We start from the raw sequence: 15,890 nt of genomic DNA on the forward strand, positions 1-15,890 counted from the left end.
CTACACACTGCTGTGCAACTTACCCGAACTTGCACAGCAGTGTGCAACTCGTGGCGGGGCGCGGGGCAGAATGGGCCCATGAACCCGAGCCAGGGGCCCACGAACCCGAGCAAGGCGAGCGTCAGAGCCGACGCCAACCGCCGCCGCATCCTTGAGGTAGCCCTCGCCGAACTGCTCCAGGACCCCGACGCGTCCATGGACCAGATCGCGCGCGCCGCGGGCGTCGTACGGCGCACCGTGTACGGCCACTTCCCCAGCCGCGAGGCGCTGGTCGGCGCGCTCGTGGACGAGGCCATGACCGCCGTGCTCGACGCGCACCACGCGGGCGCCGAGGGCGTCGACGACCCGGCCGAGTCCCTGGCCCGCTCGGTGCTCGCCGTCTGGGAGGTCGCCGACCGCTACCGGCTGCTGCTCTCCCTGGCCCGGCGCAGCGTCACGGTGGAGGGGCTGCACGCACGGCTCGCCCCGGTGCGCGCCGCCGGGGCCGCGGTGATCCGGCGGGGCCAGGAGCAGGGCGCGTTCCAGTCCCCCGTACCGGCCGAGGCGCTCTCGCACGTCTGCGACCACGTGATGCTGGGCCTGATGGACGCGGTCAACGCGGGGGACCTGGCACGCGAAGAGGCGGGCAGGGCCGCCGCGGTCACGTTCCTGACCGCGGCGGGCCTGCCCGCCTCCGAGGCCACCCGGCTGGTGGCCCGGATCACCTCTCAGTGATCAACGCTGGGTGACCGCCTCCGGCTCCGGCTTCCGCTGCTCCGGAACGTCCCCGTGACCGTCGTCCAGCAGCGTCTTCTCGTCGAACGGCAGCTTCCCGTCGAGGACTTGGGCGACCCGCTCCCGGTCGACCTCCTTCGTCCACGTACCGATCAGGAGCGTGGCCACCGCATTGCCCGCGAAGTTGGTGAGGGCGCGGGCCTCGCTCATGAAGCGGTCGACGCCGATGATGAGCCCGACCCCGTCGACGAGCGCCGGCTTGTGCGACTGCAGCCCGCTCGCGAGCACCGCGATGCCCGAACCGGACACGCCCGCCGCGCCCTTGGACGCGATCATCATGAACAGGAGCAGGGTGATCTGCTCACCGATGCCCAGCGGCTGGTCCATGGCATCGGCGATGAACAGCGAGGCCATCGTCAGATAGATCATCGTGCCGTCGAGGTTGAAGGAGTACCCCGTCGGGACGGTGATGCCGACGACCGGCCGGCTGACCCCCAGGTGCTCCATCTTCGCGATGAGCCGCGGCAGCGCCGACTCGGACGAGGACGTGGAGAGGATCAGCAGGAACTCCCGGCCCAGATACCTGAGCAGCTTGAAGAGATTGACCCCGGTGACCAGGCGCAGCAGCGTGCCGAGCACCACGACCACGAAGAGCACACAGGTCACGTAGAACCCGATCATGATCGTGGCGAGCGCCTTCAACGCGTCCACGCCGGTCTCCCCGACGACGGCCGCCATCGCGCCGAACGCGCCGACCGGTGCGGCCCACATGACCATCGCGAGGACACGGAAGACCAGCTTCTGGATGTGGCCGACCCCGCGCAGGATCGGCTCGCCCGCCGCCCCCATCCCCTGCAGCGCGAAGCCGACGAGCAGCGCGACGAGGAGGGTCTGCAGGACCTTCTCCTGGGTGAACGCCGAGATCATGGTGGTCGGGATGATCCCGAGCAGGAACTTGACGGGCCCCTCGCTCGCCTCGTCGGCGGCCGTGTGCCCGGCCTCCTTCACCGAGTTCGTGAGGTCCATGCCGGAGCCCGGGTGCAGGATGTTGCCCACGATCAGGCCAATCGCGAGCGCCACCGCCGACATCGCGATGAAGTAGCCGAGCGCGAGCCCGCCGACCTTGCCGACCTGCGCGGCCTTCCGCACCGAGCCGACGCCGAGCACGATCGTGCAGAAGATGATGGGCGAGATCATCATCTTGATGAGCGCGACGAAGCCCGTGCCGATGGGCTTCAGCTCCTTGGCGAAGTCCGGCCAGATGAAGCCGACCGCGATGCCGAGGAACACGGCACCGATGACGGCGATGTAGAGATAGTGCGTGCGGTCCCGTCTGGCGGCGGGTGCCGTTCCCTGTCCCTCGGTCACGGGTGCCTCCTTGCCGACTGCGTCGTCAGCCTTCGATGTCGTCATGCCCAGTGCTCCGGCCGTACCCGGCCCGAGCCATGTGCCCCGGCCGTGGCCGGCTCGCGTACGCGCAGTGCGTGCGGCTCACGTCCTGGCGATCCCGGCGACTATCTCCCGCCCTGTGAGGACGGTCACCCTTACGTTCATTTAGTTCACGCTTATACGTGAAGGCAGACTGGCAGCGTGCCGCTCACCCGTCCACACCGCCCCCGCAGCCTCGCGGGCCAGCTCTTCGCGATGCAGATCGTGCTGGTCACGATCGTCGTCGCCGGGTGCGCCCTGTTCACCTACGTCAGCGACCGGCGCCAGGCGGAGGAGTCCGCGCGCCGCCAGGCGACCGCGACGGCGCGGGCCGTCGCCGACACCCCCTCGGTACGGGAGGCCATCCGCGGCAGCGACCCCACGGCGAAGCTCCAGCCGTACGCGAAGCAGGTGCGGGCCCACACCGGCGTCGACTTCGTCACGATCATGGCCCCGGACGGCACCCGCTGGACCCACCCCGACCCCCGCCACATCGGCGAACGCTTCCTCGGCCACCGCGCGGCCGCCCTGCGCGGCGAGACCTTCACCGAGACCTACACCGGCACCCTCGGCGCCTCCGTGCGCGTGGTCACCCCCGTCCACGACGGCGGCCGCATCACCGGACTGGTCAGCGCGGGCATCACCATCGAGAACATCAGCGAGCGGGCCCGGGGCCAGCTCCTCACGCTCCTCGGCGTGGCCGCGGCGGCGCTCCTGCTCGGCGCCGTCGGCACCTACGTCATCAACGCCCGCCTGCGCCGCCACACCCACGGCATGAACGCCGCCGAGCTCAGCCGCATGCACGACTACCACCAGGCCGCCCTGCACGCCGTGCGCGAGGGCCTGCTGATGCTCGACGGACAGCGCCGCATCGCCCTGATCAACGACGGCGCCCGCGACCTCCTCGGGGTGCGCGGGACGGACCACGTGGTCGGCCGCAACGTGGCGGAACTGGGCCTGCCCGCCCCCCTGACCGGCGCGCTCCTCGCCGCCGAGCCCCGCGTCGACGAGGTGCACCTCACCGCGGACCGGGTGGTGGTGGTCAACACCTCCCCCGTCTCCGGCGGCGAACGCCGCGGCACAGTGGTCACCCTCCGCGACCACACCGAACTCCAAGCCCTGACAGGCGAGTTGGACTCGGAGCGCGGCTTCACGCGCGCCCTCCGCTCCCAGGCCCACGAGGCCGCCAACCGCCTCCACACGGTGGTCTCCCTCATCGAACTCGACCGCGCCGACGAGGCGGTGGACTTCGCCACGGCCGAGCTGGAACTGGCCCAGGCCCTCACCGACCGCGTGGTGGCAGCGGTCAACGAACCGATCCTCGCGGCACTCCTCCTCGGCAAGGCGGCCCAGGCCAACGAGAACGGGGTGGAGCTCCTGGTCTCCCCCGACACCCGCATCGACGACGCGGTCCTCCCGTCCGCCCTCCCCTCCCGCGACCTGGTGACGATCCTCGGCAACCTCATCGACAACGCGGTGGAGGCGGCACAGGGCTCCCCGCGGGCCCACGTGACGGTCACGGCCCGCGCCGACGAGGGCGCCCTCCTTCTCCGCGTCTCGGACACAGGCCCTGGCGTGGATCCGGCTCACCGGGAGGCGGTGTTCCGCCGCGGCTGGACGACGAAGACGACGAAGGGGACACGGGGGCTGGGGCTCGCGCTGACGCGGCAGGCGGTGGGGAGGCATGGGGGGACGCTGAGGGTGTCCGGGGCTCCGGAGGGCGGCGCGGAATTCACGGTGAGACTGCCGGGGGCTGGTTCGGCGGGGGGTCGCAGGGTGCCGGGTGGGCGGGTGGGAGATGCGCCGCGGAGCGGCGGGGAGGCGGCGCGGAGCGCCAAGGCCCCGGCGCGGAGCGCCGAAGAAACACCCACCCCCGAGGGAACGCAGTACAAGAGGCCAAGCCCCGAAAAAGGCCGGGAGCCCCACCCATGAGTCCAGCCCCCACCAAGACGGCACCCGACATCCGCGTACTCGTCGTCGAAGACGACCCCGTCGCGGCGGACGCCCACGTCCTCTACGTCAACAGAGTCCCCGGCTTCACAGCGATAGCGAAACCCGCCCACACCGGCGCGGAAGCGCAACGCACACTGGACCGCGAACCCGTCGACCTCCTCCTCCTGGACCTCAACCTCCCCGACGGCCACGGCCTCCAGCTCGCCCGCTCACTCCGCGCCGCGGGCCACCGCGCGGACGTCATCGCCGTGACGTCGGCCCGCGACCTGACCGTCGTACGAGAAGGTGTCTCGCTCGGCGTCGTCCAGTACGTCCTCAAGCCCTTCACCTTCGCGACCCTGCGCGACCGCCTCGTCCGGTACGCGGAGTTCCGCGCGGCCACCGGCGAGGCGGGCGGCCAGGACGAGGTGGACCGCGCCCTCTCGGCCCTGCGCGCACCGGGCCCCGCCGAGCTCCCGAAGGGCCTGAGCGCCCCCACCCTGGAACGGGTCACCCAGGCGCTCCGCCAGGCCGACCCCGAGGGCCTGACAGCAACAACCACCGCCGAAACCCTGGGCATCTCCCGCATCACGGCCCGCCGCTATCTGGAACACCTCGTCGACGCGGGCCGCGCCGAACGCACCCCCCGCTACGGCCAGGTGGGCCGCCCGGAGCTGAGCTACCGCTGGACACGCACCCCACGCCCGTAAACTCCTCCAAGTACCCCCAACTACCCACCCCAGCACTCCAATTAACAGGGCACAGCCAAGGTTCCCTCCAGCCTCCACCCCCGAATAACAACGTTGTCACGCATCAACGCGGCACCCACGCACGCCCATTGACCTTGCTCCGAGCCCCCGCTTACGTTCACCTCGCAGCCCCACGCGGCATCCATCCCCCCAGCCGCGTAGGCCAGGAGGAGGTCGTGCCCGTGCGCCCCACCACCCGCCCCACCACTCGCTCCACCCTCCGCTCCACCCGCTCCGTCCCGCTGCTCCTCGGCGCCCTGCTCGCCGCAAGCACCCTCACCGCGTGCGGCTCCGGTTCGGGCAGCGACCCCGACACCGTGAAGGTGTCCTTCAAGCAGTCGACGGACAACAAGATCCGGGTCATGGACGGCTATCTGGACGCCATGAAGAAGCAGTTCGAGAGGGACCACCCCGGCAAGAAGGTCAAGCTGGTCCCGATCAAGGCGCCGGACGCCGACTACTACACCAAGCTCCAGCAGATGCTGCGCTCCCCCAAGACCGCCCCTGACCTGGTGTACGAGGACACGTTCCTCATCAACTCCGACATCACCAGCGGATACTTGAAGCCCCTGGACCCCTACCTTTCCAAGTGGAAGGACTGGGGCCAATTCATCGACACGGCGAAGACCGCCGCGAAGGCCGCCGACGGCAAGACGTACGGCGTACCGGACGGCACGGACACCCGCGGCCTCTGGTTCAACAAGTCCATCCTCAAAAAGGCGGGACTCCCCACCGACTGGCAGCCGAAGACCTGGGACGAGGTCCTGTCGGCGGCCCGCACGATCAAAAAGAAGGTCCCCGGCGTCATCCCGCTGAACGTCTACACGGGCAAGCCGGGCGGCGAGACGTCGGCGATGCAGGGCCTGGAGATGCTCCTCTACGGCACCGGCAAGGACCCGTTGTACGACCCGCAGTCAAAGAAGTGGATCACAGGGAGCCAAGGCTTCAAGGACGCACTCAAGTTCGTCGAGACGGTCTACAAGGAGAAGCTGGGCCCCGACGTCTCCGACGCCCTCGACCCGAACATGGCGACGCGCGTCCGCGGCGAACTCCTCCCCGAGGGCAAGCTCGCCATCAACCTCGACGGCTCCTGGCTCCCCCAGGACTGGCTGAAGGGCGCGGGCCACGAATGGCCCACCTGGTCCAAGGAGTTGGGCCTGGCGGCGATGCCCACGCAGCACGGGCAGGCACCCGGCAAGGTGAGCATGTCGGGCGGCTGGACCTGGGCGGTCCCGGACAAGGCGGGCAACCCCGACCTGGCCTTCGAGTTCATCAAGACCATGCAGACCACGGCGAACGCCAAACGCTGGTACATCGCCAACTCGGGCATCGCGGTCCGCAAGGACGTGGCGCAGGACCCGGCGTACGTGCAGGCGCAGCCCGGCATCAAGTTCTTCACCGACCTGGTGGGCCAGACCCACTACCGCCCCGCCTACCCGGCGTACCCGAAGGTGTCGACGGCGATGCAGGAGGCGATGGAGTCGGTGACGACGGGGGACGCCTCGGTCGACAAGGCGGCGAGCGGCTACGACGACGAGGTGAAGTCGGCGACGGACGGCGCGGTCATCAAAAAGTAACCACGCCCCCTCATCTGCCCGTACGGGAGAAGCGAGCCGGCCAGTGACCACCGCACCCCCCGCCGGGCCCGGCGTCCACAAAACGGCACCGGGCCCGCCATCACCCAGACGACCCTCCAAACACCCCACACGACGCCGCAGCACCCTGCCCCGCACCCTCCTGCGCGCGCTCCCCGTCTCCCCCGCAGTCGTCCTGCTCCTCCTGTTCCTGGCGGGCCCGATCGGCTACTGCGCGTACATAGCCTTCACGGACCTCCAACTGACGGGCCAGGCAAGCTCGTCCTTCGTCGGCTTCGAGAACTTCCGCGCGGCGTTCGCCGACGAGGACTTCCTGAACGCGGTCTGGCTCACCCTCGTCTTCACGTTCCTCTCCTCCCTCATCGGCCAGAACACCCTGGGCCTGGCCCTGGCGTCCCTGATGCAGCGAGCGTCGAAGACAGTCCGCACGATCACAGGCGCGGTGGTGATCACGGCCTGGGTACTCCCGGAGGTGGTGGCCGGCTTCCTCCTCTACGCCTTCTTCCGCCGCGAAGGCACCCTGAACAACATCCTGGACTGGCTCCATCTCCCGTCCCAGAACTGGCTGTACACGCTCCCGATCCTGGCGGTGTCCTTCGCGAACGTCTGGCGCGGCACGGCGTTCTCGATGCTGGTCTACTCAGCAGCCCTCAATGAGATCCCCCAGGAAATCACCGAAGCAGCAGAGGTGGACGGCGCAGGCGGCTGGCGCCGCATGTGGCACATCACGCTCCCCATGATCCGCCGCTCCATAGGCACGAACCTCATGCTGAACACCCTCCAGACCCTCTCCGTCTTCGGCCTGATCTGGGTGATGACACGCGGCGGCCCCGGCAACCGCAGCCAGACGCTCCCTCTCTTCATGTACGAGCAGGCTTTCGTGAAGAGCATGATCGGCTACGGCACAGCAGTGGCCCTGCTGCTCCTGGTCGTCGGCTCCCTCTTCTCCCTCATCTACATGCGCCTGCTGCGCACGGAGGTCTGAGGTGCTCGCATCCCACCGCAGAAACCGCAAAATAGCCGCGAACACGGCTCTACTCGCCGTAGCGGCGGCCTTCGCCCTCCCCCTGGCCTGGGTGATCCTCTCCTCCCTGGACCCCAAGGCAGACCTCAGCGTGAAGGCCCCCTCCGGCCTGACCCTCGCCAACTTCGACGCGGTGATGACGGACGAGATCACCTTCACCCCGCTCCTCAACAGCCTGCTCCTGTGCGGCGGCGGCACCTTACTGACTGTGATCTGCGCGGCTCTGGCGGCCTACCCGCTCTCCCGCTTCCACTCCCGCCTGAACCGCCCGTTCATGCTGACGATCCTCTTCGGCACGTGCCTGCCGATCACGGCGATCATGGTCCCGGTCTACGCACTCTTCGTCCAGATAGACCTGATCGACACCATGCAGGGCACGATCTTCTTCTTCGCGGCGTCCCAACTCCCGTTCGCGATATGGCTGATGAAGAACTTCATGGACGGAGTCCCCAAGGAACTGGAGGAAGCAGCCTGGACGGACGGCGCATCCCCCTTCCAATCCCTGATCCGTATAGTCCTCCCTCTGATGGGCCCAGGGGTGGCGGTGGTGACGGTCTTCTCCTTCGTCATGATGTGGGGCAACTTCTTCGTCCCGTTCATGCTGCTCCTGACCCCCGAACAAATGCCGGCATCGGTGAGCATCAACGAGTTCTTCGGAAACCGCGGCACGGTCGTCTACGGCGAACTGGCGGCGTTCTCGATCCTGTACTCGACGCCGGTGATCCTGCTGTACGTCCTGGTGGCACGGAAGGTGGGAGGCGGCTTCGCGCTCGGAGGAGCAGTCAAGGGCTAGGCAACAGACAGAAGCCCCAACCCCGTAGCTTCCTACGATCCGCATCCTCGTAGGAACGCACCGTAGTCCTCCCCCCGGCCCGGCTCTAGCGTGTGCCCGTGCAACCGAGCCAGCCCACGCCCCCCTTCAACTTCCCCGCGGCACGCCGCCTGCGCGAAGCACTGGGCATGGCACCGGGCCACGTGGCCTACGGCATGCGCGCCAGCTACGGCCTCACGCACATCACGGCCGACACGATCACATCCTGGGAACGCGGCCTGACCGCCCCGACCTCCGCGGAACTCACGGCCCTGGCAGCCACACTCTGGTGCTCCCCCAGCGAACTGATGGGCGCGGCGACGACACTCCGCGAACACCGCCTGGCACGGGGCCTGGCCCCAGAGGACGTAGCACGCACAACGGGCGTGGAACTCCACGCATACCTGCGCATGGAGGAGACGAACACCTGGCAGGGCAACGACCGCCAGTCGACAGCCCTGGCGGAGGCACTGTCGCTCTCCCTCAAGGACTTCATGACGGTGACGGGCCGCGAAGAGGACCTGGCCGCGCTCCTCCGCTCGGCGGTCACCTCCCGCTGGCAGGGCTACGTACGCCCGCTCGCGAAACTCCTCCCGGTCCCGAAACGCAACCTGGAACGGGCCTTGCGCCGCCTCCACGAGACGTACCAGTCACGCACGGCCAGCACCCTGAGCTGGGGCACGCAGTCCTCCACGGAACGCGACACATCAGACAAGGCAGGCCAGGAATTCCTGGACACGATCCTGGACCATTTCTGGCCACTGATCCCCCGCTGACCCCTCGCTAACGGAACCATCAACTCCCCACCGGCTTGCCCCAATCACCCGCTCCACAACAAATTTCTCCCTGGTGCCGTCAACTCCTCACGGATAGCGTGGCTTCGCTCACGCTAACCCCACCGCCAGGAGCCGACAGTGAACCGCCCTCTCCGCCTCACGACGGCCGCACTCATCGCGTCCGCGGCCCTGCTGCTGACTTCTTGCGGCAGCGACGACAAGCCGAAGGACGACGACAAGATCGCTGGAGCGGGGAAGGAAAAGAAGACTCCTTCACCGAGCGCATCGAAGGAAGTCGCGGGACGGCCCAAGATCGAATTGCCGTCGGATCTCCACTACGCCTTCGCCTGGCCCAAGACCGGCGACGCAGCCAAGGACGCGGTCCTCTCGGACAGCCAGCAGTCCATCCAGGCCGTGGACCTGGCCATCGCCAACCAGAACGCGCTCGACAAGGCATACCGCTTCTACTACGAGGGCGAGGCCGCCGCCGGAACGCAGGAGTTCATTCAGAAGTACGTGGACCAGAAGTTCCGCACCACGGGCACGTACCGCTTCTACAAGCCCAACGTGACGGTCAGGAAGGACGGGGCCGCGACCTTCAGCTACTGCGAGGACCAGAGCCGAGCTTTCGCCAGGAACGTGAAGACCAACAAGGTCAACAAGACGCCGGTGACGAAGAAGAGCTACGTCGTCTACAACACCTCGCTCCGGAAGAACAAGCAGGGCGTATGGGTCATCCAGAAGATCGTCTCGCAGAGTGGGAGTGCCCAATGTCAGCCTTGATACGCAGGACAGCGATGCCGGTGGCCGCCGGGCTGCTTCTCCTCCTGCCCGGACAGGCACTCGCCGACGACACCCTCCCCGGCGGAGGAACGCAGAACCCACCGGGGCACCACGAAAAGGGAAGCGCCACCGACGACGGAAAGCTCAGCGCCGAAGCCGGCGCCGTCGTGTACGACCGCCCCAAGAACGGCTCCGGCGGAAAGGTCGGCGCCGTCACCCCGACCGGCAACTGGACCCCACCCCCCTGCTGGTACGCCCCGAAGTACACCCCGGCCCAGCTCCAGAAGGAGCGCGAACCGATCTGGGAAGCCGAGTCCACTGGCTACCAATGGGACGCGCAGCAACGCGACCGCTACGTGAACGGCAAGCCCTACAAGGACTTCAACAAGGACAAGACAGGCAAGGGCTACTGGTGGGACTCCTACATCCCGGACGGCAGGGAGGCCGAGCCGGGCGCCTTCGACTGTGACAAGGAAACCTTCTGGGTCGACAAAGGTGACCCACCCCCCGCCGACATCCCCGAGGCAGTCACTCCGGAGGTCCTCGCCAAACTCGCCTACGCCGAGATCCGCGTCCCCGGCACCAAGGTGACCCTCGCTCCCAAGGGCAACACGACGAAGGTCAACCTCCCCACCTGGGCCTGGCTGAACAAGGCGGAATTTAAACCGGTCTCGGTGACGGCCTCCGTCCCCGTCCTGAACATCCAGGCAACGACAACAGCTGAACCGATCTCCCTAAAGATCGACCCAGGCACCAAGGACGCGGCAATCTACCCCACCTCAGGCGTCTGCCCCCTCAACACCAAGACCGACCAGATCGGCGAGCCCTACACAAAGGGCAAGTCCCACGAGACCCCACCCTGCGGCGTCCGCTACCTCCGCTCATCGGGAGACGGCACCTTCCCGCTCAAGGCGACGGTCACGTGGAAGATCCACTGGACCGGAACAGGCGTGAACGAGGAGAAGCCGCTGCCCGACGGCGAATTCGGTGCGGACCAGAACGTGGTGGTCCAGGAGGTCCAAGCAGTCAATCGATAGCTGCCCACACGCACACGTACCACGGGGGTATCTGAACGTGTCGTACCGTCCGGCAGACTGGCACATACTCGACCTGGACAAGGACCCAACTCCAGGCGACCCACAGCGAGTTCGACAACTCGCCAAGAATCTGCACGACTTCGCAGACGACGTCTCCGACGTACTCCGCGACATCAAGGGCATGGCGGGCGAGGACGCGATCCTGAGCTGGGCGGGGAAGACGGCCGAGTCCTTCACGGCCGAGTTCGAAGACGCCCCGGGCAAACTCAAGAAGCTCAAGAAGAGCTACGAGATGGCGGGCGACGCCCTCGCGGACTACTGGCCCAAGCTGGAGCGCGCCCAGGCGCTGGCCGACAAGGCGCTCGCCAAGGGCCGTGAAGCACAGGGCGACTTGTCCTCCGCAAAGTCCAAGCTCTCCTCGGCCGACTCCTGGGTGGACCGCGCCGGGAAAGAAGCCGACAAGTACAAGGACAAGGACGGCGACAAGGGCAAGGACGTCCCCAAGCCGGACGAGGACAAGGTCAAGGCCGCCACCCGCAACGCGCATGCCGCCGAACAGGCCCAGACAACAGCGAAGTCCGACGTCTCCAACGCGCAGGGCGCCCTGGACGCCGCCAAGAAGATGGCGGAAGACGCCCGCAAGATGCGCGAGGACGCCGCGGGCACGGCCAAGAAGAAGATCGAAGAAGCCTCCGACGCCGGAATCCACAACCGCAAGTGGTGGGAAGAGGTCGGCGACTGGGTCTCCGACAACTGGGACACCATCGTCGCCGTCTGCAAGGTCGTCGTCGCCGTCCTCGGCATCGTCGCCATGATCATCGGCGGACCCATCCTCGCCGCGATCGTCGTCGTCGCCGCCCTCGTCGTCCTCGCCGACACCCTCAACAAATACGCCAACGGACAAGCCAGCCTCTGGGACGTCGCATTCGCCGCCCTCGACTGCATACCCGGCGGCAAGGGCATCACCTCCGTCGGCAAACTCGCCAAGGGCCTCAAGGGTCTAGCCAAGGGCGGCCTCAAGGATTTGGCCAGGAGGGGCCTCAAATCGATGGCCCGAGGTCTGCGGCGTGAAGGTGCAGGCGGCTCCGACGATGTATTGCAGCGGGCTCGGCGAAGGCCGAGAAATGGGCCGCCCATGCCGATGACCATGGACAGCGTTCGCTCGATCTCGGGGCGTTACAACGTCGACCTGGCCGGTATTCGCGTCAATATCAACCGTAGGGTTTCCGGCCTACAGGGGTCGACGCCTTCGGCTTCTGAGATCCGCTTGTACCGGGACGCGTTCTACGACGAGGAGACCTTGGCCCGTACGCTGGCGCACGAGCGTTTTCACGTCGACCAGATCCGACAAGGAGGGAGTGTACCCACCAACGTCGCGGAGCTGGAACGATGGGAAGATGCAGCGTATGCCCACGAGGACCAGTGGTGGACGAATCACCCCCTGAACAGGCCCGACACGGGAGGAAATGGCAATGGCTAACGAGTGGAACGACTGGATCTCAGTCTATGAACGCGCCTACAGGGCCCCCCTGCGCATCGCCGAAATCTCCTGCCCGAACTGCCGATGCAAAACACTGGAGTTGGTGTTCACCGAGAAGCTCCCGGGACGAATCGGTTACGCTTCTTTCTGGTGCAACACCTGCATGTTCGGAATCCATTTGTCACGAACAGAGATTCCGGAAGACGCAGAAGTGATTCCCGCACTCGTGTCGCGTACGAGCGACCGCGAGCACGACGGTGCCACACCAGACAACTCCCAACCAGACATCCCCAAAAACGAAGACAGTGCACACGAAAAGCGCGTCGGAGATTACACACCGGTTTGGCCTGATACTCCGGATTCCGGCGACGAGAGCGAGGACACCGAGTCGGAGGTCTTCTGACTCACTACGCGGTTCCTGAATCTCGGGGGCTCTCACAGAGCTCGACGCCACTTCGACCTCCGACGCAGGAGAAATGCATCAGCCATGCACGACGACAACGGCATGTCTCAAGCAGATCCCATCGGTGGGCTGGATCTTGATGAGATCGAGGAGATGTGCTCAGCCGCCACGCAAGGCCCCTGGTTTCTGCGAAACCTGGACGACGACCACGTCATGAATCTGGTCGCCGTGAGCACAGTGGGAGACACCGGACAGGACGAACGTCGGCCCGCATTCGATCACAGTGAGATCATCGCTGCCACGTTGGTGCAGAGCCCTCGCTACGTGGACAGCGCGGACGGTCAATGGGACGAGAACGCGGCATTCATTGCCATGGCAAGGGACGCAGTACCCAGACTCGTGCAGGAGGTCAGGCGCCTGCGTGAACTCGCGTCCCCAGAGCTGCCGTGAGTTCAGAACTGGCCCGTAAGCATGCCGGAGTGGAGCCAGCGCCCCAAGCCTCAGAGGCCGAGCAGCTATGTCGTACCCACAGACATATCTCCTCGCCACGCCCGCACCCTCGGCCACCACCCCGGCACCGCATCGCGATACCTCTCATACTCCGCCCCGAACGTCCCCACCAGCTTCGGCTCCTCATACCACCGGGCAAACGCCCACATCACCACCCCAGCAAACGCCCCGTACCCAAGCAACACCGGCCGCCCAAGCAACAGCGCCTGCCCACCGATCGACGCAGTGACCGCGACGTACATCGGGTTGCGCACATGCCGGTACAGCCCTCCCACTACGAGGTGCTCAGTCGGCGCGACCGGCGCGGGCGTCCCCAACCCCTCCACCACGAACCGCACGAAGGCATGCACGAGCACCACCGCGCCCACCGCCAGCACGACACCCCCCAACACCCGGACGGGCAGCCACCAGCCCCCGGACTCCCACCGCGTGAGCCACCAGGGCACAACTCCGGCCACCACGCCCGGCGCAAGCGCCATGAACACCGAACTGCCCACAGCTGCCCTGGATTTACGCATGCCGCCAGCATGACCGCCGCCCTCAACGGCGTATACAGGACTGTCACGCTCCGGGCATCCACCCTTCGAGCACCGTGCGGCGGAACACGCAGCGCAGAGGACAACTACCTCGAAGGGTGGGCCAGTTGAGCACAACAGAGTGGAACATCCCAGAAGAAGCCCTCGCCCGCTCGATCTTCGCGCCGCTCGGCGGCCTCATCCAGATCGGCGCCGTCGCCGCGACCGGCACCTGGTCCCTGGCCGACGCCTCCGTCAGCGCCTTCGTCTCGGCGCGGCAGAGCGAGCTGGACCGGCTCCTCGAACTCATCCAGGAGAGCGGGGACTTCACCGCCCCGGCCCTGCAGATCCTCAACGATCTGGGCTACCTGCGCGAGCACCCCGTAGAAGCGCCGTATCTCCTCATGTGGTCCTCCGGGTACCAGGACATCTCGTCCCGGCTCGGGCCATCCCAGCTCGACGCCCCCGCCACCGTACGCCGCATGACCCGCCTGGGCGCCGACCTCCAGCTGGCCGACTTCCTCCACGCCCTGGTCACCGCCTCGATCGCCCGCGGCCCCGACGTCACACGCGGCACCCGGCTGATCGCCGAGGCCCTGGGCATCGGGACCCGCCTCGTCTCCGAGACGACGGACGACGCCCCCGCCACCGCGCCCCGCACCGCCTTCCGCACCTGGCGCGTAGCCCACCTAGCCCCGCTCCTGCTCCCCGATTCCCCGGCCGTGCCCGACGCCCGCCGGCTCTTCCGGGAGTACGCGCACGCCCTGGAGGAGCTCCTGGCCGCATAGGTGACCCGGGAGCACAAGAACAGGGACACGTCCCGGGAAAAGTGAAGCCCTTGGTCCCGGCGCACCGGGACCAAGGGCTCACAGCCACAAGCAACAAACTCGGCGCTCTAGAAAACCGACTCCGCCTCATCCATCCGATTCTTCGGCACCGTCTTCAGCTCCGTCACCGCACTGGCCAGCGGCGCCATCACGATGTCCGTCCCCCGCAGCGCCGTCATCTGCCCGAAGTCGCCCCGGTGCGCCGCCTCCACCGCGTGCCAGCCGAAGCGGTTGGCGAGGACGCGGTCGTACGCCGTGGGGGTGCCGCCGCGCTGGACGTGGCCGAGGATGACCGGCTTGGCCTCCTTGCCGAGGCGGGACTCCAGTTCGTATGCGAGGGCCGTGCCGATGCCCTGGAAGCGCTCGTGGCCGAACTGGTCGATGGCGCCCTTGCCGTAGTCCATGGTGCCGTCCTGCGGGTGGGCGCCCTCGGCCACGCAGATCACCGCGAACTTCTTGCCGCGGGCGAAGCGCTCCTCGACCATCTTGACCAGGTCGGCCGGGTCGAAGGGACGCTCCGGCAGGCAGATGCCGTGGGCGCCGCCCGCCATGCCCGACTCCAGGGCGATCCAGCCCGCGTGCCGGCCCATGACCTCGACGACCATCACGCGCTGGTGCGACTCGGCCGTGGTCTTCAGGCGGTCCATGGCTTCAGTCGCCACGCCCACCGCCGTGTCGAAGCCGAACGTGCGGTCCGTCGCCGAGATGTCGTTGTCGATCGTCTTGGGGACGCCGACGACCGGGATCCCGGCCTCCGAGAGCATCTTCGCCGCGGTGAGCGTGCCCTCGCCGCCGATCGGGATGAGCGCGTCGAAGCCGCTCTTCTCGACCAGGTCCTTGGCGTTGTCGCAGGCCGCCCGGAAGCGGGCGCGCTCCAGGCGGGAGGAGCCGAGAATCGTTCCGCCACGGGCGAGGATGCCGCTGACGGCGTTCAGGTCGAGGTGGCGGTAGCGGCCGTCGAGCAGGCCCGCGTAGCCGTCCTCGAAGCCGATGACCTCGTCCCCGTAGTGCGTGACGGCTCGGTGCACGACCGACCGGATCACTGCGTTGAGGCCGGGGCAGTCGCCGCCTGCGGTGAGAATTCCGATACGCATCGCGCTGTGTCTCCTGCTCGCTATTGGTACTTGTGAGCCGGTCCGATTGTTCCACGGCGAGAAGGGGGGCGCCGCCCGCGGCTACTCCCACCGATCCTGGGGCAGGGGCCTTTGGTCCCCCTGGGGCGGGCCTTCTCGTCCCGGCAGGACGGGCCTTCGTCCGGCGGGCGACCTAGCCACCACCAGAGGTATTGTCAAGAGGACACAGCTCA

At 67.6% G+C, this 15,890-nt stretch carries 15 protein-coding genes and 1 pseudogene; 13 read left to right on the plus strand and 3 right to left on the minus strand.

Annotation, left to right across the window (positions count from 1 at the left end):
- Positions 1-78: 78 nt before the first annotated feature.
- Positions 79-714 (plus strand): TetR/AcrR family transcriptional regulator, encoded by a 636-nt coding sequence (locus tag ACFWYM_RS31275; RefSeq protein ID WP_384844878.1) that lies wholly within the window; start codon positions 79-81, stop codon positions 712-714.
- On the opposite strand, the gene ACFWYM_RS31280 is transcribed toward ACFWYM_RS31275, so the two are convergent.
- The gene (locus ACFWYM_RS31280) at positions 715-2,127 is read right to left on the minus strand and encodes a cation:dicarboxylate symporter family transporter (protein ID WP_384844881.1); all 1,413 of its coding nucleotides are present in this window, start codon (positions 2,125-2,127) and stop codon (positions 715-717) included.
- A 231-nt stretch (positions 2,128-2,358) separates the two neighbouring features.
- Between ACFWYM_RS31280 and ACFWYM_RS31285 the strand changes: the two genes are divergently transcribed.
- From ACFWYM_RS31285 to ACFWYM_RS31335, 11 genes and pseudogenes are all read left to right on the plus strand, one after another.
- Positions 2,359-4,074, plus strand: coding sequence for an ATP-binding protein (locus ACFWYM_RS31285; RefSeq protein ID WP_384845012.1), 1,716 nt, complete (start codon positions 2,359-2,361; stop codon positions 4,072-4,074).
- Positions 4,071-4,784 (plus strand): response regulator, encoded by a 714-nt coding sequence (locus ACFWYM_RS31290; RefSeq protein WP_384844884.1) that lies wholly within the window; start codon positions 4,071-4,073, stop codon positions 4,782-4,784. Before ACFWYM_RS31285 ends, ACFWYM_RS31290 begins: the two co-directional genes overlap by 4 nt.
- 215 nt (positions 4,785-4,999) lie before the next feature.
- Positions 5,000-6,400: an extracellular solute-binding protein gene (locus ACFWYM_RS31295; RefSeq protein ID WP_384844887.1), complete on the plus strand. Its 1,401-nt coding sequence runs from the start codon at positions 5,000-5,002 to the stop codon at positions 6,398-6,400.
- A gap of 43 nt (positions 6,401-6,443) precedes the next feature.
- Positions 6,444-7,403, plus strand: a complete 960-nt coding sequence (locus ACFWYM_RS31300; protein ID WP_384844890.1) for a carbohydrate ABC transporter permease — start codon at positions 6,444-6,446, stop codon at positions 7,401-7,403.
- A gap of 1 nt (position 7,404) precedes the next feature.
- On the plus strand, positions 7,405-8,235 hold the full coding sequence (locus ACFWYM_RS31305; protein WP_384844893.1) for a carbohydrate ABC transporter permease: 831 nt from the start codon (positions 7,405-7,407) through the stop codon (positions 8,233-8,235).
- A gap of 167 nt (positions 8,236-8,402) precedes the next feature.
- Entirely contained in the window at positions 8,403-9,029 is a 627-nt protein-coding gene (locus ACFWYM_RS31310; RefSeq protein ID WP_384845015.1) for an XRE family transcriptional regulator, read from the plus strand.
- 138 nt (positions 9,030-9,167) lie between these two features.
- The gene (locus ACFWYM_RS31315; protein ID WP_384844896.1) at positions 9,168-9,812 is read left to right on the plus strand and encodes a hypothetical protein; all 645 of its coding nucleotides are present in this window, start codon (positions 9,168-9,170) and stop codon (positions 9,810-9,812) included.
- The gene (locus ACFWYM_RS31320; RefSeq protein WP_384844899.1) at positions 9,800-10,849 is read left to right on the plus strand and encodes a hypothetical protein; all 1,050 of its coding nucleotides are present in this window, start codon (positions 9,800-9,802) and stop codon (positions 10,847-10,849) included. The genes ACFWYM_RS31315 and ACFWYM_RS31320 overlap by 13 nt, the downstream gene beginning before the upstream one ends.
- A 37-nt stretch (positions 10,850-10,886) precedes the next feature.
- Positions 10,887-11,918: pseudogene (locus ACFWYM_RS31325) on the plus strand (putative T7SS-secreted protein); the annotation flags it as partial.
- 403 nt (positions 11,919-12,321) lie between these two features.
- The gene (locus tag ACFWYM_RS31330; protein ID WP_384844902.1) at positions 12,322-12,732 is read left to right on the plus strand and encodes a hypothetical protein; all 411 of its coding nucleotides are present in this window, start codon (positions 12,322-12,324) and stop codon (positions 12,730-12,732) included.
- An 84-nt stretch (positions 12,733-12,816) separates the two neighbouring features.
- Positions 12,817-13,182: a hypothetical protein gene (locus ACFWYM_RS31335; RefSeq protein WP_384844905.1), complete on the plus strand. Its 366-nt coding sequence runs from the start codon at positions 12,817-12,819 to the stop codon at positions 13,180-13,182.
- Between the two features lie 65 nt (positions 13,183-13,247).
- Here ACFWYM_RS31335 and ACFWYM_RS31340 read toward each other — a convergent pair whose 3' ends face one another.
- On the minus strand, positions 13,248-13,760 hold the full coding sequence (locus ACFWYM_RS31340) for a methyltransferase family protein (RefSeq protein ID WP_384844907.1): 513 nt from the start codon (positions 13,758-13,760) through the stop codon (positions 13,248-13,250).
- A 125-nt stretch (positions 13,761-13,885) separates the two neighbouring features.
- Here ACFWYM_RS31340 and ACFWYM_RS31345 point away from each other — a divergent pair, with 125 nt between their 5' ends.
- The gene (locus ACFWYM_RS31345) at positions 13,886-14,545 is read left to right on the plus strand and encodes a hypothetical protein (protein ID WP_384844910.1); all 660 of its coding nucleotides are present in this window, start codon (positions 13,886-13,888) and stop codon (positions 14,543-14,545) included.
- Between the two features lie 107 nt (positions 14,546-14,652).
- Here ACFWYM_RS31345 and ACFWYM_RS31350 read toward each other — a convergent pair whose 3' ends face one another.
- A complete protein-coding gene (locus ACFWYM_RS31350) occupies positions 14,653-15,678 on the minus strand; it encodes a 6-phosphofructokinase (RefSeq protein ID WP_384844913.1) in 1,026 nt (341 codons plus the stop codon).
- Positions 15,679-15,890 lie beyond the last annotated feature (212 nt).

The organism is Streptomyces sp. NPDC059009 (genome assembly GCF_042740175.1).
Lineage (GTDB): Bacteria > Actinomycetota > Actinomycetes > Streptomycetales > Streptomycetaceae > Streptomyces.

Bases quoted from the DNA above. Each gene is read 5' to 3' on its own strand.
- ACFWYM_RS31275 (WP_384844878.1), top strand. From the start codon at position 79: ATGAACCCGAGCCAGGGGCCCACGAACCCGAGCAAGGCGAGCGTCAGA.
- ACFWYM_RS31280 (WP_384844881.1), bottom strand. From the start codon at position 2,127: ATGACGACATCGAAGGCTGACGACGCAGTCGGCAAGGAGGCACCCGTG.
- ACFWYM_RS31285 (WP_384845012.1), top strand. From the start codon at position 2,359: ATGCAGATCGTGCTGGTCACGATCGTCGTCGCCGGGTGCGCCCTGTTC.
- ACFWYM_RS31290 (WP_384844884.1), top strand. From the start codon at position 4,071: ATGAGTCCAGCCCCCACCAAGACGGCACCCGACATCCGCGTACTCGTC.
- ACFWYM_RS31310 (WP_384845015.1), top strand. From the start codon at position 8,403: ATGGCACCGGGCCACGTGGCCTACGGCATGCGCGCCAGCTACGGCCTC.
- ACFWYM_RS31320 (WP_384844899.1), top strand. From the start codon at position 9,800: ATGTCAGCCTTGATACGCAGGACAGCGATGCCGGTGGCCGCCGGGCTG.
- ACFWYM_RS31330 (WP_384844902.1), top strand. From the start codon at position 12,322: ATGGCTAACGAGTGGAACGACTGGATCTCAGTCTATGAACGCGCCTAC.
- ACFWYM_RS31335 (WP_384844905.1), top strand. From the start codon at position 12,817: ATGCACGACGACAACGGCATGTCTCAAGCAGATCCCATCGGTGGGCTG.
- ACFWYM_RS31340 (WP_384844907.1), bottom strand. From the start codon at position 13,760: ATGCGTAAATCCAGGGCAGCTGTGGGCAGTTCGGTGTTCATGGCGCTT.
- ACFWYM_RS31350 (WP_384844913.1), bottom strand. From the start codon at position 15,678: ATGCGTATCGGAATTCTCACCGCAGGCGGCGACTGCCCCGGCCTCAAC.